Here is a 24,995-nt window from a genome sequence, read left to right as displayed (position 1 = left end):
GAATGCCTGGAAGCCGGCGTAGGAAGCATCTACCACAGAAAATTTACGGTAACTCGCACTTTTTCCAGCCGGTCTCAGCTGGCTGTCTTAGAACTTAAGAACTGGCATTTTTTAATCATAATTAATGAAAGATCGACTGAAACAATGTGTATTCAACAATTTTTATGGTCATTAGCTGCCGCGTTAGATTTGAAATCAAAAGGTTGTCAAGACAGGGCCAACAGCTTTATCGCTTGATTGGTACACGGCTTGTATCAAAATAAAGTTTCCATTAACAATTAAAGGCTTGTTGAATCTTAGGCCAGGCCTTACAATTGGATTATGTTCATCAAACTGCAAGGGAGGGTCAGCAATGGCAACGATTCACTTATACTTAGTTCGACACGGCCAAACAAAACTCAACGCGGCCGGCCGCCTACAAGGCATTTACGATTCAGAATTGACACATAACGGCGTGCGCGATGCGGAACGGTTGGCACGGATGCTTGCCGATACCCATTTTGACGCCGCCTATACGAGTGATCTGGGTCGAGCCCAACAAACCAGTCGCATTATTCTGGCGCACCATCCCGAAATTAAAAAGCCGACGATCGACGTCGGCTTACGCGAATTTAATTTTGGTGGACTAGAAGGCACCCGTAACATGTGGATCGTTAAGCAAGTCCGCAAACAATTGGGCATTGGGACCTTCATCAAGCTCATGCTGAGCCGTGAACGGTTTGCGACGCTGCTCTGGGTCTTCAATTCTCTTGACCAGACACGGGCAGCTGAGACCCTCGTCGGTGTTACGGACCGGATCAGTCGGACCCTGCGACGCATTTGTTTATACGAATCACAGCATGGCGACCACGATAAAAATATTTTAATCGTCTCGCACGGACTCGTCCTGAGTGCCTTTTTATATCAAATCAGTCCCGGTGAACTACCGACACGCTTGCTCAAAAACACCAGCGTAAGTCGCGTCGACTACCAAGACCGTCAGTTTGACTTAATCGACATCAACGTCACCCCTAAGAAGCGGGCCTAGTCGTTTCTAGGCTGACCGGTTCCGCAGTACAACTTGGGAATTGTAACCGAGCTTGAATGCCGAAGAAGGCCTTGATTTTACGTTGGAGTTCTTGACCGGTCGCGTGCACCGATTCTGCACTGGCCGTCGTATCACCAATCACGACCAGAATTCGACTACTCTTACTATCAAGATTGGGTACTAACGCGCTCGTCGTGGCAAGCCGAGCCCCCTGTGCCGTCACTTGTAGCTGCACTTCATCAGTGCCCAACGCATTCATATCCCACGCGTTGATGGCCACCGGATGATGCGCATGAATCACTTGAATCAGGTCGGCTAAGGCACTCTGTGGTTGCGCGACAGGAATCTGCTGAGTCGTTAATTGCTTTTCAATTGCCGGGTTCAGCTCACGGTTATCAAGGTTGGTCATCGACAAAATGGCTAGCGGAATCTCCGCGGTGGTCGTCGGTAAAATTTCAATTTTCAACAGTTATCACTTCCTAAAAACACTTCATTACTAAGTGTGCCAAATTTGACGCAAATGTCAAACAACACTACTTGAGTCTTTGTGAAATATTAATCTTACCACAAAAAGGCGACCTCCGGGGATATTTCTGGAGATCGCCTTGAATGTCGTTTGACGCTATCAATCATTGCGACTAGGTCACTAACCGGCCGATTGTAAACTATCTTTACTTAACGTCTGCTAACGGATGCTCGGCAAAATAGCGTTCTAAGAACAGCGCCAACCCATCGTTATAGTTGGTATCCGTCACGTAGTTTGCAATGGTTTTCACTTGTGGTAACGCGTTGCCCATCGCGACTGATAAATCTGCTTCGGCCATCATGCCCACGTCATTTAACCCATCGCCAAAGACGAAGGTATGGGCGGCATCAACATTCTGTTCCCGTTGGATTTGTTTAACGGCCGTCCCCTTATCCGTGTTGAGCGGAATCATTTCAATGTTATTCGGATTAGATGACGACAACCGCAATAACTTACTGTTGGTCAGCTTTTCACGTGCAGAGTCCAAACGCGACATATCCTCGCGACTGAGGATCACGCCATTCGTGATCTGGTCCTCAATGGTTGCCAATTGTGTAAAACTCTTAACTTCTTCATAGCCAATCGAAACTTCATCCGCATCAAAATTGGCCGCGTTCCGAGCAACAAACCGCGGAATCTGTTCGGTGTAATAAGCCATATCAGGTGTAAATAACATCATTGGCAAATTATCACGTCGCGCAATCAGATAGGCCAACTCCACGGCAGCGCCCCCCAGTTTAGTCAGCTCACGACCCTGAGCACCGTCAAAGACCGCCCCATTCGAGGTAACTAACCGCACATCCGGATTGAGTTTGTTACGGACGATTTTGGCCAATTCATACATCCGCCCCGTGGCAATATAAAATAGCACGTCCTGCTTCTGCAAGCGTTCAATCGTCGCTCTGGTCCGCTCTGAAACGTATTGATGTTCAGTCAAGAGCGTCCCGTCAATATCCATAAAAACTAAATATTTTGGCATAAGTGACTCCTCCTACGTAATTTACACTTACAATTGTACGCTATTCTTTCACAGAATGGAAATCGCTTTCAAAATTACTGAACATACCGCATTTTCATGATTAAGGCTGCAGATTCAATCATTGCCGACGCACCAACACGTCTTACCTGACACCATGCTTCACGCCAAATTTTTCCTTCTGCACCATTCCGGAACACTTCTCGGGCTAGAAATGCCAATACGCGGCCTTAAGCACCAACATTTTTGGGTTGCGACTGATTCAACTGACTAAATAATCTTAAGTTTAGATACCAGGATGGTTCCTATTTTCCGACCTATGACCTAATATCCCAAAGTCTTTCCACCATCACTTGACTTTCTACCGCCAAACCACTAAATTAGAGAACAATTAATAAACGATGATAAAAACTTTGAACAGTCCAGTAATTGCCGTTATGCAGCCAAGCGAGTCTGAGATGGTGTAAGCAGACCTGTCAACGGACAATGAACATCAACTGTGAGCGTGCGAGTGAATCGAAGTAACTCGTGCTGGTTTGACACTCATTACCGTGTCGCACATTGACAACGATGTGCTGAAGGTCAGGAATGTGAATTGCTGATGAATACCGGTGGTAACACGCGTTTGCGTCCGGCAGGCTTACGAGTCTGTCGGACGTTTTATTTTTCATTTATTAATTAAATCATATTAAAGGATGGTCATACATATGCATTTTACAGTACTCGGCGCAGGCGCCATGGGATTACGTTACGGTGTGTTATTACAAGAAGCAGGCAATCAGGTCGATTTTGTGGATACCTGGCAGAAAAATGTGGATCAAATTCATCGGCAAGGTGGCGTGTACGTCTCCCGCGACCATCAAAATCGCCACTTAGTTCCCGTTAAGGTCTCGACACCCGAAGACTATCATGATAATCCGGATGTCTGGGTCGTTTTCACGAAACAGATGCAGCTTGCCGACTTTTTGACTCGCACCGCCCACGCATTCAACGACGAACAGTACGTCCTCACTTGTATGAACGGCATGGGACACGTTGAAAAATTATTACAATACTTCAAGCCTGACAAATTATTAGCAGGAACGGCATTAGTCGCAACGGTCTTAAACGGCCCTGGCGACGTCGACTTTATTGGGGCGCGTGGTGCTGGCACGATGAATCTGGCTAATTATACGGAACAACCAGACGAGATGACCCACAAAATCGTTGCTGAATTGGACAAATGTCAGTTCCATCCGAACTTAACCACTAATTTCCGCGGCACCCTCTTGGCTAAAGTCGTCTTCAACTCCGTAGTCAACACCCTCTGCACGTTGTTCGAAATCACGATGGGCGAATTTGCCGCTTATCCTGGTGCCGATGAACTCAGCCGCCAGCTCATCGATGAAGCGTACGATGTCTGTGAACGCGACGGCATTACGATGCTCAATACGCGGGCTGAAGAATTAGCCTCGGTCAACTACGTCAGTAAAGTCGCCAATCCGCTCCACTACCCATCGATGTACCAAGATATGTCGCACAACCGGCCAACCGAAGTGGATTACATCAACGGCTACTTAGTTAAATTAGGCCAAAAGCACCAGTATCAGGCTAAAACCCACGCATTCCTAACTCACCTCGTCCACTTGGCTGAAACGACGCGTCAAGCCGCTGAAAAGACTGAACAAACGACTGAACAGGCAAACACAACGGCGACAACTTCAGCGACAGAACAAGCGAGCGCCTAAGCTGTCGTCAGGGCGTCAAACGTCGCTAATAGGGCCCGATTACCGCTGATACCCAGATCCTAACGATGGTCAATTATTAATGATTGTCGGTGACTGATAGTTGCTGGCGACTAATGGTTGTTGGTGATTAATAGGGTTCGATTACTTTGGCTTCCTAATACTTGCGCACGATGATCAATGCCGTGTAAGTATCGGGAAGCCGTTTTGTTTGGATGTTGTGAGACTGGTCGTCCTTAATTCGTTGATGACCTGCATTGGTGAACAGGCCACCCAAAATCTAGAACCGCCCTGCAGTTGGCGACATGCTGAACACGCGCGTTTAGTTGCTAGCGGCATGCTAATTCCTGAACAACTAAACTCCCCCGCCCCTTTTCAGGGTAAAATCATGTACAATGGAAGTTAAGTGATTGATACAGGGAGGCGGTATATCATGCAGTTCAGTCGGGAATTTAAGGGGATTTTTCTGGCCAGTATCAGCGCGACTTTTTGGGGCGTCTCTGGTGCCGTGGCGCAAACCCTTTTCGACACGACCGATATTAACTCAATTTGGCTCACTGGGATTCGCATGCTGGGAGCCGGAATTGCGTTGTTCCTCGTCAGTTTAGTGACGCACGTTGATTTGTGGTCAATTTGGCGACAGCCCCGTGACTTGCTACAAATCGCAGCTTACACGTTGCTAGGGCTGATGCCAGTACAGTTCACGTATTTCTTGGCTGTCGAAGCGAGTAACGCCGCTACGGGAACCATTTTACAGTTCATGGGGCCGGTATTCATCGCCCTCTGGATGTTAGTGGCGCATCGTCAATTGCCGACCAGCGCCGAGGGACTCGCCATTATTTGCGCCTTATTAGGGTCATTTTTACTAGTGACCCACGGCAATCCTGGCACGCTGGTCATCTCCGTCTGGGCCTTGATTTGGGGGCTGTTATCCGGGGTCTCCTCGGCAACTAATACCTTATTGCCGACCAAGTTGCTCACCAAATACGATCCGATGACCGTCAATACCTGGTCGATGCTACTGGGCGGGATTCTATTTAACCTCGTTCAACCAGTCTGGTCGATCCATATACCGTTGACGGCACTGAATATCAGCAAACTGGCCTTTGTTATTTTGTTCGGAACGTTGCTGGCTTTTCTATTCTTCCTGCAAAGTCTGCAATATATCCGCCCAACCGTCGTGAGTTTGCTTGATGCTTTCGAACCACTGTCAGCGACCGTCATTGCCGTCGTCCTCCTGGGCGTCAGCTTTGGCTGGCTCGACATTCTTGGCAGCGTACTCATCATTAGCACCGTCTTCATTCTCGCAATTGGGCAGGGTCCCAATGACCGTACCGCTGAAAATTTCAAGGAATCTGAACACTGACTTATTTAAGCTCAAAAATCCGATAACGCGCATTTCAATAATGAATTGCGTATTATCGGATTTTTTGCATTTTTCATTCAAACTGAACACGCCGTTCAGTAATGACCCTGCGTCTGGCTAGCCAGCAGTAACTGGGCTAATAACCACGGTCAAGATCAACTTGGTTGCGTGCAAGCGTGCCATCCTTAACGAACTGCGCAAAGTTTGCGGCAAAAATTGGAAAGACCGTCGCACGAAAATGGGCAATCTGGCCGGAAATATGTGGTGTAATCAACACGTCATCGCGTTGCCAGAGCGGATGATCCGCCGGTAATGGTTCGGGTTCCGTCACATCAAGGGCCGCCATGCTTAACTGGTGCTGGTCCAAGGCCGCCATTAAATCAGTCGTATCGACTGCGGGTCCACGACCAATATTGATCAACATCGGCGCCTGTTTCGTCTGTGCAAAGAGCGCGGCATTAAATAGGTGATGCGTCGTCGGCGTCAATGGCAAGGCGTTAACGATAAAATTAGCCGTCGCCAACACTGGTTCCGTCGCCGTAAAAGCAACCGTTTCATGAAAATGTTCAGCTGGATGACCGGTCGTATTCACGCCAATCACATGCATACCCAGTGCACTGGCCTTAGCTGCCAAGGATTGTCCAATTTGACCAGTCCCATATATCAATAACTGTTGACCAGTCAATGTCGAGGTCGTCATTGGTAATTGCCAAGCACGCTGCCCTTGTTGATTCAGCCAGGCCGCATGGTAGCCACGAACGACTGTTAGCATCGCTGCCAAAACGGATTCACTGATGGCATCCGCATGAATGCCGCTGGTGTTCGCAACCAAGACTCTGGCCGCTTGTAAATCTTTCAGTGGCAGGTAGTCCACGCCAGCGGAAATCACTTGCACGAATTTCAGCTGATTGGTGGGCCGCGCTAATAATGTCTTGAGTAGCGGGTGATTGCCGTACAACACTTCCACTTCATCATAGTCCGCTGGCGTTATCGCGTCGGCATCCTTAAATTGCCACCCCGGATACTGTTCCTGTAACTGTTGCCGTTGCTCTGGTTTCGTTGCCTGCGCCATTAAAACGATTGGCATACTCATGACCCCATTTCTTCTTTATTCTCATGCTCAATGATACCACTACTTGATCTGAAAACCGTCCTAATTCGCTTAAAGCAGCAAGCTGTCGGCTGTTCAGTTTTGTTCAGTTGTGCCGTGGCTTTGTTCAGTCACCCGGTAGTTCAAACTGAACACGACTTGTTGTGTCTAATGTCGTGTTTGCCTCATATTCATGGCTAGTGCACTAATTCCGCCACCATTTTGAGTATCAAAAAACAGGTAGCTAGGTCCGGATTACCGCCCCACTACCTGTTAAAGCATCTCAAAGGTCAGCCCTTGACCTAATCAAATTTAAGCCCAAAGCTGAACGGCTGATTTAACACGTCCAACACCATTCGACCTGGTCGTCGCTGATGCACTGATGCTACTTGATGACCGCAAAGCCGCCGTCCCAGCCAATTTGTTCACTAGCTGCTAACGTCATCTGCAAGAAGCCAACTGCTTCCAATTCACGAGCGCGCTTGAGCTTACCGGCGTCCTTGACTTGTAGCGGGCTTCCGGCTAACGCTTGTGCTAATTGGTGTTTGGCATCGTCATCATCACCGGCAACTAGCACGGTCGTGGATTCTTTGCCATTGACCTGTCCACTTTGCAAGGTGGCAGCGAAGGTCGTGTTGAACGCTTTGAGCACCTTGCTGTCAGGCAATTGCTTCTGCAGCTCCTGCGCCGCAGAACTATCGGCAGGCACCACCAGGCTGTCCCAAGTATCAAAGTTCAATGGATTCGTAATATCAATGACGATTTTACCCTTCAATTCAGTCGCATACTGCTTTGCAAGGGCTGCTAGGGCTGGGTATGGCACTGCCATTACGATCAGGTCACCAAATGTCGTCGCTTGATCTTTAGAACTGTAATAAGTCACCGTTTGACCAGCTGCTTCAAAGTTGTGCCCAATAGCTTGTCCCATATTACCCTTACCAAAAATTGTAATTTGCATCGTCTATCCACTCCCATATTATTTTTAATAAATATTTCAGTACGATTATCATAGCATTAATTATCTTCCGATAGGGGAATCATGCTTCTGCCGTTCCAATCACCTGGATAGCTGCTTAGTTGGTTGAATCATTTCTGCAGTAGTTCAGGCGTCATTGCGCACCCAGATAAGTATCAGCAGTCAAAATGAACAGCCGTCATCATTTAAGCAAAAACGCCTCGCGACCGCCCGTCACAAAATTGTTGACGGGTGGTCACGAGACGTTTAATCAACGTAACTGATGACTAAAGACAAGTGTCTCAGTCGTGCGTGTTTAATTGTGGATCGAACTAGTCAACTTAATTAGTGCCCGTTCCATCACCATACGTGGTCGAAGCGGTACTTGAACTCGTTCCAGTAGTGCTTGATGACGACGTGGTGCCATAGTCAGTCGTCGAACTGCTATTATCGGCCGCGCTGTAACTATAGCTATAGCTAGAAGCCTTTGAGCTGGAAGTTGCCGAACTCGTATCCGTATCATTACTATAACTATAGGTATCGTCCGATGAGCTACTGTCGCTATAAACTGACGACGAAGAACTCGAGGATGATTCTGGTTCGCTGTAACTGTAGCTATAGGTGCTGGAGCTTGAAGATGATGCGGATGCCTTGTTAGCCTTCGCCAACTTCTTACGATCAGCCACTAACTTCACGTAGTCGTTTTCGGCTAACTGTGATTTTTTGCGGTAGGCCTTTAAGTTTGCGACCACTTTATCAACCGTTGTTGACGGGGTCGAAGCCTTCAACTTGTTCTTCTTGTTATAGAGTTTCTGGAAGGCAGTGTCATAGCTGACCACCTTTTTGACGGTCTTACCGGTCTTTTCAAACAACTTATCGTACTTCTTAGCAAAATAAGCCTTGTTTGTCGTCAAACCAGTACTGGTTAACCGTTGCTGATTCTTGGTGATCGTATCCATGGTGACATCCGCCTTGATACGCCCTTGAGCATTACGCAAATCTTGATAGTTCGTCCGGACCTTGAGCATTTTGGCTGCAGTGTCATGTTGCTTCTGCAAGCTCGTCTTCTCGCTCGAATCCTTCATATTATCAATATTAGTTTGTAACTTCGCCAATGTCGCACTCGTTGCACTATTGCGTAAATCACGTTGCGCTGATGACGTGTAAACTTGGTCGACGATCCGTTCGGCACTAGTCCGTGCTTCGGCCTGCGTCGTTTGCGCATGGTTCCACATGAATAAAGCACCACCTGCAGCGACCACTAAGATAGCCACCCCGGTCAACATCAGTTTCCAGTTGTAATGCCGGGATTTCCGCTTCAGATGTGGATTTTGGTCATCGTTTTCAAGTCTGGATGCGTCCTGATTCTCAGCTTCCAAGTCATCAGCCGTGACGTGTTCTTCATGACGAGCGACCCGCGACATACTCGTCTTTTTAGGTTGCTTCCCGCCATTTGGTTGTTGGTCCCCATATAATTCTTCACGTGACAGTGGTAATTCTGGTTGTGCCTCATCTTCAGGCTGTTCCGTCCCCTTGACCGCAATCTTCGGCTGTTGCTTACGCGCAACCGGTGGGATGTGATCGGCAGGAATCCGCCGCGCAACTTTTGGTTGTTGTGGGGCTTCAGACTTCGCTTGTGTCGTGTTAGCGGTTGTCGCTTGTGTTGCCGCCAACTTAGCCTTGTTCGCTTGGGACGATTGCCCCTCGGCTTTGGTTGAAGCTGCCGAGTTCGCCTTCGATGCAGCCGAAGTCTGGGCCTGTGAACCAGTCGACTTGGCCGCGGTTGATGTGGCAGCCGATTTGGCAGCCGCACCCTGAGCAGTGGCTGATTGAGCCGCAGCCGCCTTTGCGCCTTGCTTGGATGCGTTCGTAGAAGTTGCTGCTGAGTCACTGGTTGACTTAGCGGTTGCCCAACTAGTAGCAGCTTGGCTGGTTGCCGAATTTTCTGTCTTTTGTTGGCTCCGTTTAGCTGCAGCTTGCCGTGCATGCCGAGCCGTCCGGGTCATCGGTTCTGCCGTCGTATCGCCGGCTTGTGAGCCTGATTGGCTGCCCGTCGCTTGCTGATTCGTTGCTTGGCTAGCTGGTGTCTCCGCAGCCGCTGATTGACTCCCCTGAGCCGCAGACTTGGCTTGTGCCGCGTGCTTAGCCGTTCGGGTCGTCGGTTCTGCCGACTGTTGGTCCGCGGATGTTGCCTGGCTAGTGGCAGCTTTTGCTGATTGGGCATTCTTCGCTGCAGCCGGCTGTGATTGCGTCACCTTAGTTGCTTGCGACGTTTCGTCCTTAGCATGCTTAGTGGTCGCCTTCGCAGCCGAACCTGCTGTTTTGGCTGATTCAGCTGAATTAGCGCCTTGCTTGGTCTGACTCGCAGCTTGTTTGGCCGCTTGTGCTCGCCGTTGCGCATCCTTCGACATGGTCGCGCTAGTTGCCGCATGCTTGGCCGTGTCCGCTTTGTCGGCCTTGTCTGACTTAGCGGCTGTCGAACTTGCTTTGCTTGTAGCGGCCGCTTTAGTGTCCCCATGCTGCTGTGCTTTTTTAGCCACTTTTTCAGGTTCGATCACTGCATCAACGGGTTGTTTACTATCCTCGGCATCCGCCTTAGAACGAGGGATGTTGACCGTTGATTTTGCTTCGGGATCGTCTGATTTTGCCGCCGCTGAATCCTTTAGATCGTAGGCTAAAGGAATTTGTTCACTATCTTGTTCATCGTTATCGTCGTCAGGAATCGGCTCCGTAATGGAATTCCACAGCCGTCTACCCAACCCTTCTTTTTTCTTCTTTTTAGACAAAACCAACGCTCCTCGCCAATTTATAATTTATTCAGTCTCTGGTTAAGCGCCGACCAAAAATTAATTTATTTTCGGTAAAATAACCATTAATAGTTAAATTATAGCATGGAATTCACTGCTGAGAAACACTCGACCAACTGGTTTTGTGAATAACGCCGCAATACCTTAATTTCACATGAAAACTCTGCTATAATCAGCTTATCAAGATATTTGAAAGCGAGGAGTTCACATGGCCACTGCTAAAGTTATTTTTGCCACAATTACCGGTAATAATGAGGACGTTGCCGATATTATTACTGAAAAATTTGAAAAACTTGGAGTCGATGTTGCCAAAGAAGAAATCTCGCAAGCCGACGCCACGGAATTCAACGATGTCGATATTTGCGTCGTGGTCCCTTATACCTACGATGAAGGCGCGCTCCCTGAAGAAGGGCTCGATTTCTACGAAGACTTACAAGATCTCGATTTGACCGGCAAAATCTACGGTTGCGCCGGTTCCGGAGATACGTTCTACGATGACGATTACTGTAAAGCCGTCACCGATTTCAGTCAGGCGTTCAAAAAAGCTGGCGCGACTCAGGGGGCCAAGGATGTGTTCGTTAACCTTGCTCCTGAAGCGGATGACGTCAAGGCACTGGATGCGTTCACTGAACAACTAGTTGCCAAGGTGCAATAATTTTTAACAAACGAAACAGGCCGCAGCTTCCGATTGGAAACTGCGACCTGTTTTTGTGTGGCTTGGGAATTGTCACCTGGTACTCACGAAGACTGTTCGTACACAGTTAGTCCACTTACTAGCTGGCCCATTTGAAAATTCTAACGTGTTATTGGCCAAGTTAGTGATGCGACCTACTGTTTGCGGCGTAATCCCAACCAGCCACCACATACCGTCAAGCCCAGCAGTAAGGCACCCCAGACACCGGAATGGCTTGCTTGTTCACTCGTTTGTGGTAAGTAATCCGCTCCGATTTTAGCAGAAGCTGGCTGAACAGAGCTGGATGGTGAAGCTTGGCCAAGTTGCTTCGTTGTTTGGTCGCGAACATTCATGCCGGGGCGTGATTGCCCATCCGTTCCTGCTGATAAATCAGCAAGAACCGTTTGAGTTGCACCGTTAACATCGCTCGAATGATCGTTTGAACCATGATTGACACCAGTTTTGCCTGGGACCTTACCATTAGTCCCCTGATTATTAGCGCCTAAAGTACCCGGTTTGCCGGTGTTACCTACGCCCGGCTTACCATGGCTACCCGTGTCACCAGCTTGTGGTTGTTCACTAGGTTGTTCAGTCTGACTGCCATTACCAGATTGGCCTTGTTCATCAGAACCGTCAGTATCATCGCCATCGTCCGGCTGAGCTGGCTGTTCTCCGGCATCCGGCTGTTCCGATTCATCCGGTTCGTTGACATCACCGTCGCCAGGTTGTTCAGATTCATCCGTGTCATCACCGTCATCCGGCTGCTCACCGTTCGCATCACCATCGTCAGCTTCGACGACCGTCACCGTCACGACTTCGGTAAATACTTTACCGCTCGCATCGGTATATTGGTAGGTGATTTCGTAGACGCCGGCCTTCGTGGTATCCACGGTTCCGGTCACCAGCAGTTCATCAAACGGTACGGTGTCGCCATTGACGTCCGTCACAACGACGACGTTTGCTTCCGGCTGCCAGGTATCGCCAACTTGCAGCGTTGAATCTTGAACTTGGAGTGCGCTCTGTGAATCACCCTGTTCGTCATCTTCTTCAATCACGACGGTAATCGTTACCGTTGCCGCAACTAATTTGCCATGCTGATTTTTAAACTGATATGTGACTTGATAGTCGCCAGCAGTCGTCCAATCAGGCATTCCGATAACTTCGATTGCGGACCAGTCAACGGGCTGCCCGTCAACATCCGTCGCATTATGAAAGTTGGTTTGTGGCTGCCAAGTACTGCCACCCTGCCCATCAGTATGCACCGTCACGTGGTGTTGGTGAAGATTCAAACTTGCCTGATTTTCTTTGACTGTCACCGTGATGGTCTGACTCTGATTGCCAACCGTGTAGGTCACTTGATACTCCCCGGGTACTGCCGGGTTGACGTCGCCAGTCACCGTGACGTTGCTAAAATCAATCGGCTGACCATCCTTGTCCGTTGCGCCGTCAAACGCATCCTGTGGTTGCCAAGTCCCACCGGCGTGCAAATCGGTATCATGAACGTTCAGACTAGTCTGGTCGGCTTTGACGATCACCAAAGCCGTCACCGTTTTCCCCGCGTACTTAAACGTCACTTGATAAGTTCCTGGACGTTTCGTATTCACGCGGTCCCCGCGCAGTTTGACCGCCTTGGGATTGGCGGCATACAGCGCTTGCACATCGACCGGATTGCCAAACTGGTCAACTAGCCCGTCGATACTGTGAGACCAATTCCAGTCATCACCGGCATCGATGGTCACATCATGTAAGTCGATGACCGTCCGATTGGCCTCCCAGATGTACGTCGCCATAGCGGCACCGTTGCCGGAGTAGCGCGCAATCAGCTCTTGAGTGGTCAAAGTGTCATTTGGGTCGTCAAGGTTGACCCAACGGCCGCTATATTTTTCGGACAGATAGGGGCCGGGTAAACCAACTGAAGGCGCCTCGAGAAGTTTAGATAAATTAGTGTTGGGACCTAGCGTTAGCTTTTTAAGACTAAAATCACCCAGAAACATACCATTGTTCTCTGTAACCCGTGACATGTCTAGACCGGAAATATCCAACACTTCTAATTTGGGACTATACACAAATAAAGCACGGAAATTCTGAACTAATGCTGCGTCAAACTTGGAACCAAGTTTGATACTTGTCACATTACGCATTCCACCGAACATCCACAACATTTCTGTCAAACTTTCACTAGAAAAATTAGAGACATCCAAACTGCTGAATGCTGTACCATAAAACACGGCGGTCATATCTGTGACTTTTTCAGTATTAAATTGTTCCAATCCAATCACTGTTCTGAGGCTACCGCAGTATAAAAACGCACCGGATAGATCAGTCACATGGCTCGTATCCCAACCAGCTAAGTTGATACTCGTCAACTTAGAAAATTTAGGCCTATCATAAATTGCGACTCCAAATATCAGTCTCATCTCTTCAAGTTTGCTTGTATTCCAGCTGCTCAGGTCTAAGGTCGTCAAATTTAGATTGTCCATAAAGAGTCCCCGCATGCTGACAACCTCACTGGTATCAATTTTATCCAAGCCAACATAGCTTTTCACATTTTTTAAGTCGGAAAACAGTCCAGCCATATTTTTATCCGCAACTATCGTATCCGTGATAACCACTTTAGTTACTTGTTCAAACCACGTATACCATTCCCAAGGGCTGCTCATACTATGCCACGGCTTTAGTTTTCCCCCACCTAGTGATAACACGCCGGTTTCACCATCAAACCACCAGTTAACACCAATGTTACCTGTTACTTCTGTTCTTCGCGTGTCTTGAATGCCACGTTCTAATTCGTTAGCACGTGGTTCCTGGCGACGCACCATGTCTTTTGATTCCGTTAACACAGGTTGTTCATTGGCCGTTGCAGTGACATCGGGGCCAACAAGCAAACTCTCTGGTATCTCAGTCGCTTCATCAGCCTCATGATCCGCAACTTGTCCTGAATCAGAGTGTACTGATGAACTATCATGATCGACCACAACATCCGGCACTGGCTCAACAGGCAGTTGTCCATCTGCAGCGGGAGCTTCAACACCTTGGTCGGAAACCACTGACTGATTTGGTTGTTCAGTAGAAACTTGCACTGAAGCATCAGCATGACTTTCAGCGGGCGCTGCCACCATGGATTCCTGGACAGTGTCCGCCGCTTGTGAGTCGGTTGTCACGGCTTCAGCACTTGCCGGTGCATCACTGATTTCTGCTCTGGCTGCATTATCGCCAGATGTTTGTTCAGTCTTGTTCAGTGTCAGCTCGGGTTGCTGCTCGGTTGGTAAAACTTGGGCTGCAGAATCCGTCACCGGGGCCACATTAGTGTCATCCGCGCGCCCATTAATCATGGTCAGGTTTAAGGTAATCAGCGTTATTCCAGCAAATACCCAAATTTTACCACTTTTGTACATTTTATACCATTTTGCTTGTTCTCTCATTTGTCATCCACTCCTTAATCTAATTAGCCTCGCCGACGTTTAATTCCCAGTACACTCGCCAAACCCGTCGCCATCAAGATCATTAATCCCATCAATCCAAGGTGGTTAGACTGTTCACCTGTTTGCGGCAAGCTTTCACTCGCAGTTGTTCGAATTGCATCCGTTGTAACCCGTTCCTGTAGCGGGGTTACGACTGCAGTCTCCTGGTCTGAACGCACCAAAGCAGATTTTTCCCGTTGCTGATCAACTTGTTCGGACGAAATCTTCTGACTAGCATCCCTGTTCAGACCGCTTGTAGTCGCTAAACTAGGTCCGGTAACGTTCGGTCGTTGCCGTATTGATTCTTGATGTCCCGCATCGGTGTCAGCAGTTGGCCCACTTGGTTGGGACGGCTGCGTTGGTGCTTCTGGCCGTTCTGGAACTTCAGGATGTTCTGGCATTTCAGGACGCTCTGGTACTTCTGGGTGTTCCGGAGCTTCTGGTTCACCTGGCTCTCCCGGTTGCCCTGGTTTTCCAGGTACTTCTGGCTCTTCCGGTTCTTTCGGTTCTTCCGGTTTCCCTGGTTGCTCTGGTTTTTCCGGTTCTTCCGGCGTTTCTGGTTCTTCTGGTTCTCCCGGCACTTCTGGCTCTTCCGGTTCTTTTGGTTCTTCCGGTTCTCCCGGTTGCCCTGGTTGATCTGGTTCTTCTGGTTCCCCTGGTTCCCCCGGTACTTCCGGCTCTTCGGGTTCTCCTGGCACTTCTGGTTCACCATGCTCCTCGCCGTCCCCGTCACCCGTATCAGCCTCATTTTCAACCACCGTCACGGTCACCGTGGCACTGACCAATTGCCCAGTCATATCCGTGAATTGATAGACCACTTCATAGCTGCCGGCTGTGGTTAAGTCTGGGGTTCCACTGACCGTGATGCCTGACCAATCAACTGACTGGCCATCCGAATCGGTGGCATTGGTAAAATTATCTTGTGGTTGCCACACGGCGGTTCCCGTTGACGAATCGATTTCAACCGTCACGTCACTCGCTTGAAGATTCAGTTGACTTTGATTCTCTTTAACGGTGACCGTTACAGTCGTTTGATGGCCAGCATAGGTCAGCGTCACCTGATAAGTCCCCGGTTTGCTCGTGTCGACGGTATCGCCACTGACTGACACCGCCTGTGGATTGGTGCTCAATAACGTGCTAACATCGACATTTTGCCCATTCGCATCGATTAGCTGCGTCACATTTTGCGACCAGTCCCAGGATTGATTAACAAAAATTTCGCTATCTTTGGCCGTAATCGACGCTGCGGATTTCGTCTCCCACACAAAGGTTGCTTTTGGCGCTGATTTACCAGCGTACAAGGCCAGCAATTCAGTACTCGTTAGTGTTTGCGATGGATCATCAATATTGACCCACTTTCCCGTATAGGTGTTATTCTTGGGAACATCCGGTAAATCGACGAGCGGTTGATTGCCGTGGCGACTGAAATCAAGTCCCGGTCCGAGCACCAGTGTTTGTAAACTTGTCAAACCAGCTAACATTTGCCAATTAGCTTCGACGTTTTTCATATTAAAATAAGATAGGTCCAACGATTTGAGCTTTTCATCGTCCGCAAACAGCCCGTTCATATCGGTGACGTGTTCAGTGGTGAACTTACTTCCGAACTCGATACTTTCTAAGTTGGCCATTTGTCCAAAGGCGCCATCCATTTCAACCAGACTGCTCGAATCAAAATTAGATAGATCCAAGTGCTGAACACCGCTGTGAGCGAACATATTGGTCATCGTGACAACTTGACTGGTATCCCAATCAGTTAAGCCGTGGATTAGACGCAGTTGTTTGTTGTGCCAAAACATATTTTGCATATCAGTCACGTTATGGGTCTTCCAACCACTTAAATTGAGATAATTAAGTTCAGTACCCATGAAACTACCCATAAACATGTTGGCCATCGTGGTGACATTGCTCACATCCCAAGCAGTGAGATCTAGCCATTTGACTGCATAGTTACCCTTAAATACCGACTGCATATTCGTCACGGCACTAGTGTCGATTTTTTCTAAACCTTCATAGCTTTCAACCGTTGTCAGTTCGGAAAACAGGCCGTTCATATTCGTTCCGGCGATAATCCGATCGGCAATGAAGATTTTTTTAATCGACGAGGCCCAAGTCTGGCGCTTCCAAGGATTGTCACCGTAACTGTTCTTCAACGTGCCGCCGTGCAGAGTCAGCGTGCCTGTCGCCACATCAAACTCCCAATCGACGCCAAAGTTACCGGTAGTCGTTGGATTATCCGCTCGTCCGGCATCAGCAATCGTCAACGCCGCTTGTTGTTCAGTCGCCATATCGTTGACATCTGCGTCCGTTCGAACTTGTTCAGTCTCGGCAACCACTTCAGGATGGTGATTGACCGGCGAATCTATTTCCGGAGTCAAGACGTTTTCGACCTGTTCACTCTCAGCAACCGAATTTTCATCAATATCGCGACTAGCCGCATCACTGATATTGTCTGTCCCATTCACATCTGCCTTATCGACAATGTCGGTGTCTGACTCGCTATTCGCGGCATTTTCGGCACTACTGTCGGTACTGGCCACCACATCAGTAGGAGCGCTGACAGCCGCCTCGTCATTCACAGCTGTGTTCTCAACAACTGCGGTATTATCTGCAGTACCGCCCTCGACATCCGCGACTTCGCTAACGCGCATGTCAGCGTTATCATCTTTGGCCGCTTGAGGGTTCACCACAGCTAAAGCTGGCTGTTCAGCGTTCGAATTAGTGTGCGCGACTTCCGTAGTGACCTGTTCAGTGGTTGACTGAACAACTGCCTCATCCGCATGGACACTGACTAGCTGGATATTGACAGCCAATAAGGTCACACCAGCAAATAACCACAATTTACCACTTTTATACATTTTATAACGACTAACTTTCATTTCACGACGATTGATAGGAATTCCCCATTTCTCTGTTAAAAACCTGACTGACATAACCATTAATCGCATTAAATAAAGTATTTTTACTGTATTTAATTATCGTGTTTAATCAATACACGATTTACGGTTTTTAACTATAGCATGGCGTCCTCAGAAAGCTCAACTAATTATTAGATTTCTAATTAAGCTGTTACTAACTTGATTAATATTGTTGTTTATCGCAAAAATATTTTAATATCTCGCCAACAGAATGACAGGCTCAAAAACCAGCCGAACACTAACTTTCCACCCACCATTGCTAATATCCCCACTATTTTGTTCACCTGAACAATTTTTGCATCGTGCAACGATTCGTTTGTGCCGCTCATCTATCGCTTAACAAAAATCCAACAACAAATCTCAATTGACCTAGATTTCTCCCGAAGCAACCTCAACTAGTTTCCTATCAAAATGCACACAAAAACGCCGTCACCAACAAGTTTGCTCCCTGCTGATGACGACGTTTATTTCATCTACTGAACACAAATCTCAGCTATTTCTTCTGCGACCGTCGTTTCAAAACGTGTTGTCGAATCGCGTTATAACCGAGTTCCACCACCATGAATAGCACGGTTATGCCGACAATGTCGATTAAATAAGACCCAATCCGGTAGCCAATTTTGCCGATCCACAAATCATATGGTCCCTGAATCAATAAGAAATAAATCAGTAAGGTTTCAACAATTGTACGCGTATGTCGCCAAAATGACCGCCACTGCATGCCTTTCACGCTCCTTCAATTGGGACTAGTATTTGTAATGCTTGCTTGATTTGACTGACCGTCAACTGATTCTGGTCACCGACGTGCCCGACGTGTCCAAATGTCACCGCTGAACCCGTCAACTGGCCACAGATGCCGTTATAACGGCCCATTTTCCCGCTCGCCGTGGCAATCACGGGTACGGCCAACTGGCGATGCGCTTGTTCAGTCGCTGCCATCAAAGCCAAAACGTCCTGAGCATCTTGACTTTCGACGGTGACTCGGACGACATCCGCACCAGTGGCCGCCAATGTTTGATAAGTCGTCACTAATTCCGTAGTCGATGCGCGCGTTACCGTCTGGCTAGTAATCAGGCGAATCTTATTGGCTCGCATCTGCTGAGTCAGCGTCATAAAATCAGGTTGGTTGACCATCGCAATGTCGACATCTACGGCTGCCACGCTCCGATTATTGACCAGCGTTTGATAAGTCTGATAATATTCAGCCAATTCATCCGCGTCATTTGCCATCGTAAACGTCGCCACCAACGGAATCGTCCCTAAGACTTGTTGCAATTGGGAGGCGGTATTGACGAGTTCCGCCCGATTATCTAACTCTTGATATGGATTCAATCGCCACACCACGATTTGCGCGGCCGATGTCAAAATCTGCCCCGCCTTGCGAATCAAGTCCTCCCGCGTCGCTCCCGCCAGTACTACGCCAATTTTCGGCATACCTGTCGTTAACGCTAACTCACCAATCGTAACTTCTTTCAAGATTATTCCTGCTTTCATCATCATCCGGACCGCCCGAGCCATCCGTCGTTAATAGTTTATTATCCACTCTTAACAATAGCAAATTTTCCCCGTTTTGACACCTAAAATTCATTTTTTATCCCAAAATGTAAAGCGCTTTTAATATTAACTTGTTAATACTGGTATCGTTTTCAATTTGGCCTTACAATTAAGCATACTTTAGCCGCAAAGGAGTTTCATCATGGAAAATGAAAAACAGCTTCGTTGGTCCAACATTGCACTAATTGCATTTGTGGCGGTCTGGGGTCTTGGAAACGTTGTTAACAACTTCGCCTTACAAGGGCTTTCAGTCGTCACGTCTTGGATTCTGATCATGATTATTTATTTTATTCCGTATACCCTGATTGTGGGCCAACTTGGTTCAACTTTCAAAGACGCTGAGGGGGGCGTTTCGTCATGGATTCGTGCGACTAGTACCAAACGGCTCGCGTACTATGCCGCCTGGACTTATTGGATCGTTCATATTCCATATTTGGCACAAAAGCCCCAAGGCATCTTAATCGCCTTTAGCTGGCTATTCCGTGGCAACGGGAATTTTGTCAATACGACACCCGCGTTAGTCGTTCAAGCCATCTGTTTAGTGCTCTTTTTATTCTTCCTCTGGATTGCTTCATTAGGCTTAACGACGCTTAAACGGATTGGGAGCGTTGCTGGGACCGGGATGTTCATCATGTCGATTCTGTTCATTATTTTGGCCGTGTCAGCGCCCTTTATGACCAAAGCAACCGTGCAAACGCCGAACATGTTTTCAATCAAGTCCTACTTGCCTAAATTTGACTTTACGTATTTCACGACCGTTTCAATGTTAGTCTTTGCCGTCGGTGGTTCTGAAAAGATTTCACCCTACGTCAACAAGACGAAAAATCCGGGACGGGAATTTCCACTCGGTATGTTAGTGCTCGCTGGCATGGTGGCCGTTTGTGCCCTACTGGGGTCGTTTGCGATGGGGATTTTATTCAACTCCAAGCACATTCCAGCTGACTTAATGGCCAACGGTGCCTACTACGCCTTTCAACGGTTGGGTGCCTTCTACCACGTTGGAAACTTATTCTTGATTCTCTATGCGATTGCCAATGTACTGGCTCAGATTTCTGCGTTAGCCTTCTCGATCGACGCACCACTGAAGATTTTGCTTGGTGATGCCGATCCAGAATTTATTCCTAAGAAATTGAGCAAAATGAATAAAAAAGACGTGCCAGTCAATGGTTACATTCTAACTGGGGTCCTCGTCAGCATTCTGATTATTATTCCAGCCCTGGGTATCGGTAACATGAACGAATTGTTCAACTGGCTACTGAACCTCAACTCAGTCGTCATGCCTATGCGCTATCTGTGGGTCTTCCTGGCCTACATGTTGCTCAACAAGCAATTGAGCAAGTTCAAGAGTGACTACAAGTTTCTCAAGAACCCGGTTGCCGGTAGACTAGTCGGTGCCTGGTGCTTCCTATTCACCGCGTTTGCTTGTATCTTAGGGATGGTTCCCAAGACTTCCTATGCTAACAACCCCAGCAGTTGGCTGTTCCAGTTGACCCTCAATATTTTGACGCCAATCATCTTCGTGGCGCTCGGCATGATCCTGCCGATGATTGCTCGGCGGCACCGGACCAAAGCTTAACCGACAGTCAATATCTGATTGATTATTAGGTCCAAACGAGGCCTCGTTTTACTGACTGACGTACTCAATAATTCGTCGTTTCATAATAAAATTAATCCATCAAAATCCCAGTAATGGTCCGCAACAATGACCAGTACTGGGATTTTCTGTTCACCATCAATCAGCTGACACCCCACGCAACCAATTTCAATTACAACTCAAATTGAATTTGTGCCAATCAATTTGCGGCTCACAATTTAACACTTTTCGGCTATTTGGCGTTATGATTATTACGACATCAAGTTGATTTTCGTTTACCAATTATCCAGATCAAAAGGAGGTCCTTATTGATGACCAGCGCTGATTCTTTCGACATCTTCCTCAGCGATTACGCCAACGTTTCTCGTTACCTTAGCACCGAGCTGAGTGCTTTACTGACAACCTACCACCTCACCTTAGACGCATTTTTAATTATGCATGAGATTGGCAAAAGCCAAGCGCCGCTGCTCTTAATGGATATTGCACACCGGCACCACGTCTCACGCAGTGCCATCTCACGCCAAATTAGTGCGTTACTTAGTTATGGTTACGTTCAGCAGCAAGCCAATGCAAGTGACCGCCGTCAGAAAAGTCTCCTCCTCACCGACAGTGGTCGCGAAATCGACCAACAACTCGTCGCGACGATGCGTCAGAGCGCCAATCAATGGGCTAATCTGCTGGGACCACAGCGCGTGACGACGCTGCTCGGCATTCTTGAAGACTTCAACGACCAGGTCGTCAATCAGGCCACGACCGAATAAGCAATCTCACAACTAAAGCGGTGCCCACTGACTCGAAATAAAGTCAGTGGACACCGCTTAGTGATTGTTGATTAATTATCTTTTCAAACGATTTTCAGACAGATTGATAAACGTACCGAACATCGTGAAAATGATTCCAGTCCGTCCAATCATCGTAGTGACTCTGATATTGTGCTGAATTAATCGTCAGCGTGCACGTCGAATGCCCCTAATAACCGTTCTGCTACACCTGGTGCCTCGGGATCATGTCGGGCCTTGCCGGTATCCAACGCCCGCAACTGATCCATCTCCGCAGCCGTCAATTCAAAGTCAAAGATCTCGCGATTGCTCTTAATACGAGCTGCATGAACAGACTTCGGAAAGACGATGACGCCTTCTTGATTTTCAAAGCGTAAAATAATTTGACCAGCATCCTTGTGGTATTTCTGTGCAAGCTGTTGAATGACTGGTTCATTGAATAACGCCTGATTTCCCTGACCAAGTGGTGCCCAAGCTTCCACTTTAACATCTTGTTTGGCCAATAATTCCCGTAGCGGCCGTTGCTGCGTGTAGGGGTTAAATTCAACTTGGTTGACCGCCGGAATCGTCTCAAATTGTGGGACAAATTGTTGCCACAGTTTGGGGGTCATGTTGGAAACCCCAATCGACTTCAACTTACCCGCTTTTTGGGCAGCTTCCATTGCCCGCCATGCGCCAGGAACGTCGCCATAAGGTTGATGAACCAAGTACAGGTCGATATAATCCAAGCCTAATTTCTCAAGCGACCGGTCGATGGCTTTTGCAGCCGGCTCCTCGCCATAGTCTTGAATCCATAGCTTACTCGTGACCCAAATTTCATCACGAGGAATCCCACTATCCTTGATAGCGCGGCCAACTTCATCTTCATTGAAGTAAGCCACGGCCGTATCGATGTGCCGGTAGCCCAATTCGAGGGCCTCTTTGACGGCATTATAAGTTGAACCGTCGTCCGGAATTTGAAAAGTACCAAAGCCGATGGCAGGAATGGCCCGTCCATCGTTTAACTTAATTGTTGGGTTTTGTTCAGTTGTCATTAATCCACACTCCTATTCGTGTAATTGCTTGAGACTAGCGCCAAAAATCTGTTCAATTGTCACTGGATCCCGATGATCAAAGAATTGACTGACACCCTTATCGAGACTCGCCAAAGTCGCCATTTCACTAGTTGATAGTTCAAAATCAAAGACGGCCATGTTTTCAGCCATACGCTCCGGATGCACCGACTTCGGAATCACCGTAATGCCCCGTTGTAAGAGCCACCGCAAGATAACTTGACCGGTCGTCTTATGATGGGCTTCAGCAATAGCTTGAATGGTTGGCTGGTTGAAAATATCGTGCTTACCTTCCGCAAACGGGGCCCAGGCTTCGACGCGAACTTGTTCATGCTGATTAAAGTTAACTTCGTCGGTCTGTTGGTACCACGGGTTCACTTCAATTTGGTTGACTGCTGGTTGGACGGTCATCGTCAATTCAAGATTTTTGAGCTGGTCGGCATAAAAATTAGAAACACCAATCGCCCGAATCTTACCGGCATGATAAGCTTCTTCGAATGCCCGCCATGCCCCCATTGTATCACCATAGGGTTGATGTAGCAGATAGAGGTCCATGTAATCTAACCCCAGTCGTTTTAGCGAAGCGTCAATCCCACGTTGCGCCCGTTCATAAGTGAAGTCCGAAACCCATAATTTGGACGTAATGAACAGGTCTTCGCGCTTGAGCCCACTTTTTTTGATTGCTCGTCCCACTGCTTCTTCATTTTGATAAGCCGTTGCCGTATCAATCAGTCGATAGCCGGCCTTCAAAGCAGCGGTCACTGCTGCTTCACAGTCGTCTAAGTCAGGCACTTGAAACACACCGAATCCTAGTTGGGGCATTGTAACGCCGTTATTCAAAGTTGTCGTTGGTATCATCATCATGCATCCTTTCTACTCTTGATTACATCAATTATCATACACGCAGACATTATCCTTGAAAATTACCACTTATTCATACTAGTATACAAGTAACGTATACTAAAGGTGGCCTGAATCCATGATTGAAACTTATCTATTAGAAGAACTCGTCACGTTTGCCAAACAGCAGACCTTAGCCAAAACGGCAGCGGCATTGAACGTCACCCAGCCGACGATTACCCGTGGCATGCAGAAGCTCGAACAAGATTTAAACGTCCAACTGTTTGATCGGCAGCCAAATCGCATCTCGCTCACCGCAACTGGCCAACTGGCAGCGCAAGAAGCTGAAAAGCTCTTACAGGATCAACAAACATTCATCACCAAGATTCAGAATTACGAACAGTCACAGAACCGCCTACTGATTGAAACGACGCTCCCCGGCCCGCTGGTTTTTCTGACGCACTTAAACGACCAATTGCCAGCCAACTTAACCGTTAATCGAGATTTAATCACGGTGGCGCAACTGTCCGACCATCTCCGCAACCATCAAGCGAGTCTGATTTTCTCTAATCAAGAAGTGCTGACCGCTGACATTGAATCCCGTTTTATTGGCACCGAAAATCTAATCGTGAACTTGCAAAAATTTATGTATCAAGCCAATCAGTCGCGCATCACGTTTCATGAACTGGAAGGCATGAGCTTTATCGTTTTAAGCGCAATTGGCGCCTGGAAACAAGTGATTCAATCCGCCATTCCCAATGCCAAATTTCTATATCAACCGGAACGTATGGCATTTGCAGAAATTACGAAATATTCAGACTTTCCGTATTTTAGTACGAACTTATCGCCGTGGGATCCAACCGTCGCCGTTCGTGATTTACAGGATGACAACCGTGTCGGCATTCCCATCAGCGACACAAGCGCGCATATGCCAATCTACGTGAGTTATTTGACTAGTCAACGTGCCAATGTGTTACCGCTCTTAAACCAATTGAGTGCGGCGCCTGGCCAGCTGTCATCAGCCATCCACAACGATGAAGCGACGAGGATTGTATGTCCAGGTGGAGACCACTCATCCCTGTTAAATGATAACTAACCCGTTTTCAGTGCTTCGTTAAAAGGCGACACATGAACTTGTACGATTACTAAGATCAAGTTATACGTCGCTAGTTACGGCTAAGATCCATACACCGTTCCCCATAAACGTTGCACCAGTCCGTGTACGTCTGGTATACCTGGGTCTTCAGATGCCTTCAGAATGTCCTCAAAAATGATGAATTCAAAAAAGCGGAAGTACTGTGAGCGTTGCTGTTCAGTCAGCAACGACCAGTGCTTCCGCTTTTTTGATTAGCCAGGCGACAAATGTCTTGAAGCCGTTCAGCAGATTTGAACTGCCGACCTCTTCCTTACCATGGAAGTGCTCTACCTGCTGAGCTAGAACGGCATAACGAACCTTTTCCAGTATACCAAAAGCCATTCAAAATTCAAACCTTGGTTCTGGGTACAAAAAAAGGAACCGAATTAACGATTCCTTAGGTTGCATGGCAACGTCCTACCCTCGCAGGGAGCGATCCCCCAACTACTCTCGGCGCTAAGAAGCTTAACTTCTGTGTTCGACATGGGAACAGGTGTATCCTTCTCGCCATCGTCACCACA

At 47.9% G+C, this 24,995-nt stretch carries 17 protein-coding genes, 1 tRNA gene, 1 rRNA gene and 1 pseudogene; 7 read left to right on the top strand and 13 right to left on the bottom strand.

The window, feature by feature from the left end; all coding sequences use genetic code 11:
• Positions 1-352: 352 nt before the first annotated feature.
• A complete protein-coding gene (locus MZO40_RS06620; RefSeq protein WP_050337660.1) occupies positions 353-1,027 on the top strand; it encodes a histidine phosphatase family protein in 675 nt (224 codons plus the stop codon).
• Here MZO40_RS06620 and MZO40_RS06615 read toward each other — a convergent pair.
• Both MZO40_RS06615 and MZO40_RS06610 read right to left on the bottom strand, forming a co-directional pair.
• Positions 1,011-1,493: a hypothetical protein gene (locus tag MZO40_RS06615; RefSeq protein ID WP_050337662.1), complete on the bottom strand. Its 483-nt coding sequence runs from the start codon at positions 1,491-1,493 to the stop codon at positions 1,011-1,013. The two genes, MZO40_RS06620 and MZO40_RS06615, sit on opposite strands and share 17 nt — an antisense overlap.
• 205 nt (positions 1,494-1,698) lie before the next feature.
• Positions 1,699-2,532 (bottom strand): HAD family hydrolase, encoded by an 834-nt coding sequence (locus MZO40_RS06610; RefSeq protein WP_050337664.1) that lies wholly within the window; start codon positions 2,530-2,532, stop codon positions 1,699-1,701.
• Positions 2,533-3,236: 704 nt separating this feature from the next.
• On the opposite strand from MZO40_RS06610, the gene MZO40_RS06605 reads away from it, so the two are divergent.
• Together MZO40_RS06605 and MZO40_RS06600 are read left to right on the top strand one after the other, a co-directional pair.
• Positions 3,237-4,256 carry a ketopantoate reductase family protein gene (locus MZO40_RS06605; protein ID WP_105920702.1) on the top strand — a complete coding sequence of 340 codons (1,020 nt, stop codon included), beginning with the start codon at positions 3,237-3,239 and terminating at the stop codon, positions 4,254-4,256.
• Positions 4,257-4,686: 430 nt separating this feature from the next.
• Positions 4,687-5,619: a DMT family transporter gene (locus tag MZO40_RS06600; RefSeq protein WP_105961127.1), complete on the top strand. Its 933-nt coding sequence runs from the start codon at positions 4,687-4,689 to the stop codon at positions 5,617-5,619.
• A 136-nt stretch (positions 5,620-5,755) separates the two neighbouring features.
• Here the strand turns inward: MZO40_RS06600 and MZO40_RS06595 are convergent, their stop codons facing one another.
• The 3 genes from MZO40_RS06595 to MZO40_RS06585 all read right to left on the bottom strand — a co-directional run bounded on the left by MZO40_RS06595 (position 5,756) and on the right by MZO40_RS06585 (position 10,450).
• Positions 5,756-6,706 carry a phosphoglycerate dehydrogenase gene (locus MZO40_RS06595; RefSeq protein WP_252133180.1) on the bottom strand — a complete coding sequence of 317 codons (951 nt, stop codon included), beginning with the start codon at positions 6,704-6,706 and terminating at the stop codon, positions 5,756-5,758.
• A 388-nt stretch (positions 6,707-7,094) separates the two neighbouring features.
• A complete protein-coding gene (locus MZO40_RS06590; RefSeq protein ID WP_252133179.1) occupies positions 7,095-7,667 on the bottom strand; it encodes an NADPH-dependent F420 reductase in 573 nt (190 codons plus the stop codon).
• Between the two features lie 338 nt (positions 7,668-8,005).
• Positions 8,006-10,450, bottom strand: coding sequence for a hypothetical protein (locus tag MZO40_RS06585; RefSeq protein ID WP_252133178.1), 2,445 nt, complete (start codon positions 10,448-10,450; stop codon positions 8,006-8,008).
• A gap of 229 nt (positions 10,451-10,679) precedes the next feature.
• Between MZO40_RS06585 and MZO40_RS06580 the strand changes: the two genes are divergently transcribed.
• Complete coding sequence (locus MZO40_RS06580) at positions 10,680-11,126, top strand: flavodoxin (protein ID WP_003639501.1); 447 nt, start codon at positions 10,680-10,682, stop codon at positions 11,124-11,126.
• Between the two features lie 173 nt (positions 11,127-11,299).
• On the opposite strand, the gene MZO40_RS06575 is transcribed toward MZO40_RS06580, so the two are convergent.
• The 4 genes from MZO40_RS06575 to MZO40_RS06560 form a co-directional block, all read right to left on the bottom strand.
• Entirely contained in the window at positions 11,300-14,566 is a 3,267-nt protein-coding gene (locus tag MZO40_RS06575) for a bacterial Ig-like domain-containing protein (protein ID WP_105961129.1), read from the bottom strand.
• 23 nt (positions 14,567-14,589) lie between these two features.
• On the bottom strand, positions 14,590-17,550 hold the full coding sequence (locus MZO40_RS06570; RefSeq protein WP_396415498.1) for a BspA family leucine-rich repeat surface protein: 2,961 nt from the start codon (positions 17,548-17,550) through the stop codon (positions 14,590-14,592).
• 463 nt (positions 17,551-18,013) lie between these two features.
• The gene (locus MZO40_RS06565) at positions 18,014-18,241 is read right to left on the bottom strand and encodes a hypothetical protein (protein ID WP_088770858.1); all 228 of its coding nucleotides are present in this window, start codon (positions 18,239-18,241) and stop codon (positions 18,014-18,016) included.
• A gap of 5 nt (positions 18,242-18,246) precedes the next feature.
• A complete protein-coding gene (locus MZO40_RS06560) occupies positions 18,247-18,996 on the bottom strand; it encodes a type I 3-dehydroquinate dehydratase (protein WP_105961132.1) in 750 nt (249 codons plus the stop codon).
• A gap of 220 nt (positions 18,997-19,216) precedes the next feature.
• Here MZO40_RS06560 and MZO40_RS06555 point away from each other — a divergent pair, with 220 nt between their 5' ends.
• On the top strand, positions 19,217-20,650 hold the full coding sequence (locus MZO40_RS06555; protein WP_122217633.1) for an APC family permease: 1,434 nt from the start codon (positions 19,217-19,219) through the stop codon (positions 20,648-20,650).
• A gap of 329 nt (positions 20,651-20,979) precedes the next feature.
• Complete coding sequence (locus tag MZO40_RS06550) at positions 20,980-21,429, top strand: MarR family winged helix-turn-helix transcriptional regulator (RefSeq protein ID WP_050337678.1); 450 nt, start codon at positions 20,980-20,982, stop codon at positions 21,427-21,429.
• Between the two features lie 179 nt (positions 21,430-21,608).
• On the opposite strand, the gene MZO40_RS06545 is transcribed toward MZO40_RS06550, so the two are convergent.
• Both MZO40_RS06545 and MZO40_RS06540 read right to left on the bottom strand, forming a co-directional pair.
• Entirely contained in the window at positions 21,609-22,481 is an 873-nt protein-coding gene (locus MZO40_RS06545) for an aldo/keto reductase (protein WP_105961130.1), read from the bottom strand.
• A gap of 12 nt (positions 22,482-22,493) precedes the next feature.
• A complete protein-coding gene (locus tag MZO40_RS06540) occupies positions 22,494-23,360 on the bottom strand; it encodes an aldo/keto reductase (protein ID WP_252133202.1) in 867 nt (288 codons plus the stop codon).
• Positions 23,361-23,478: 118 nt separating this feature from the next.
• Here MZO40_RS06540 and MZO40_RS06535 point away from each other — a divergent pair.
• Positions 23,479-24,377: pseudogene (locus MZO40_RS06535) on the top strand (LysR family transcriptional regulator).
• Between the two features lie 333 nt (positions 24,378-24,710).
• Here the strand turns inward: MZO40_RS06535 and MZO40_RS06530 are convergent.
• Positions 24,711-24,783 (bottom strand) — tRNA-Thr (locus MZO40_RS06530).
• Between the two features lie 95 nt (positions 24,784-24,878).
• A 5S ribosomal RNA gene (gene rrf, locus MZO40_RS06525) occupies positions 24,879-24,995 on the bottom strand.

This window comes from Lactiplantibacillus sp. B652 (assembly GCF_023806745.1).
Taxonomy (GTDB): domain Bacteria; phylum Bacillota; class Bacilli; order Lactobacillales; family Lactobacillaceae; genus Lactiplantibacillus; species Lactiplantibacillus pentosus.
The sequence above is the reverse complement of the archived record's forward strand: the minus strand, read 5'-3'. Positions and strand labels throughout refer to the sequence as shown.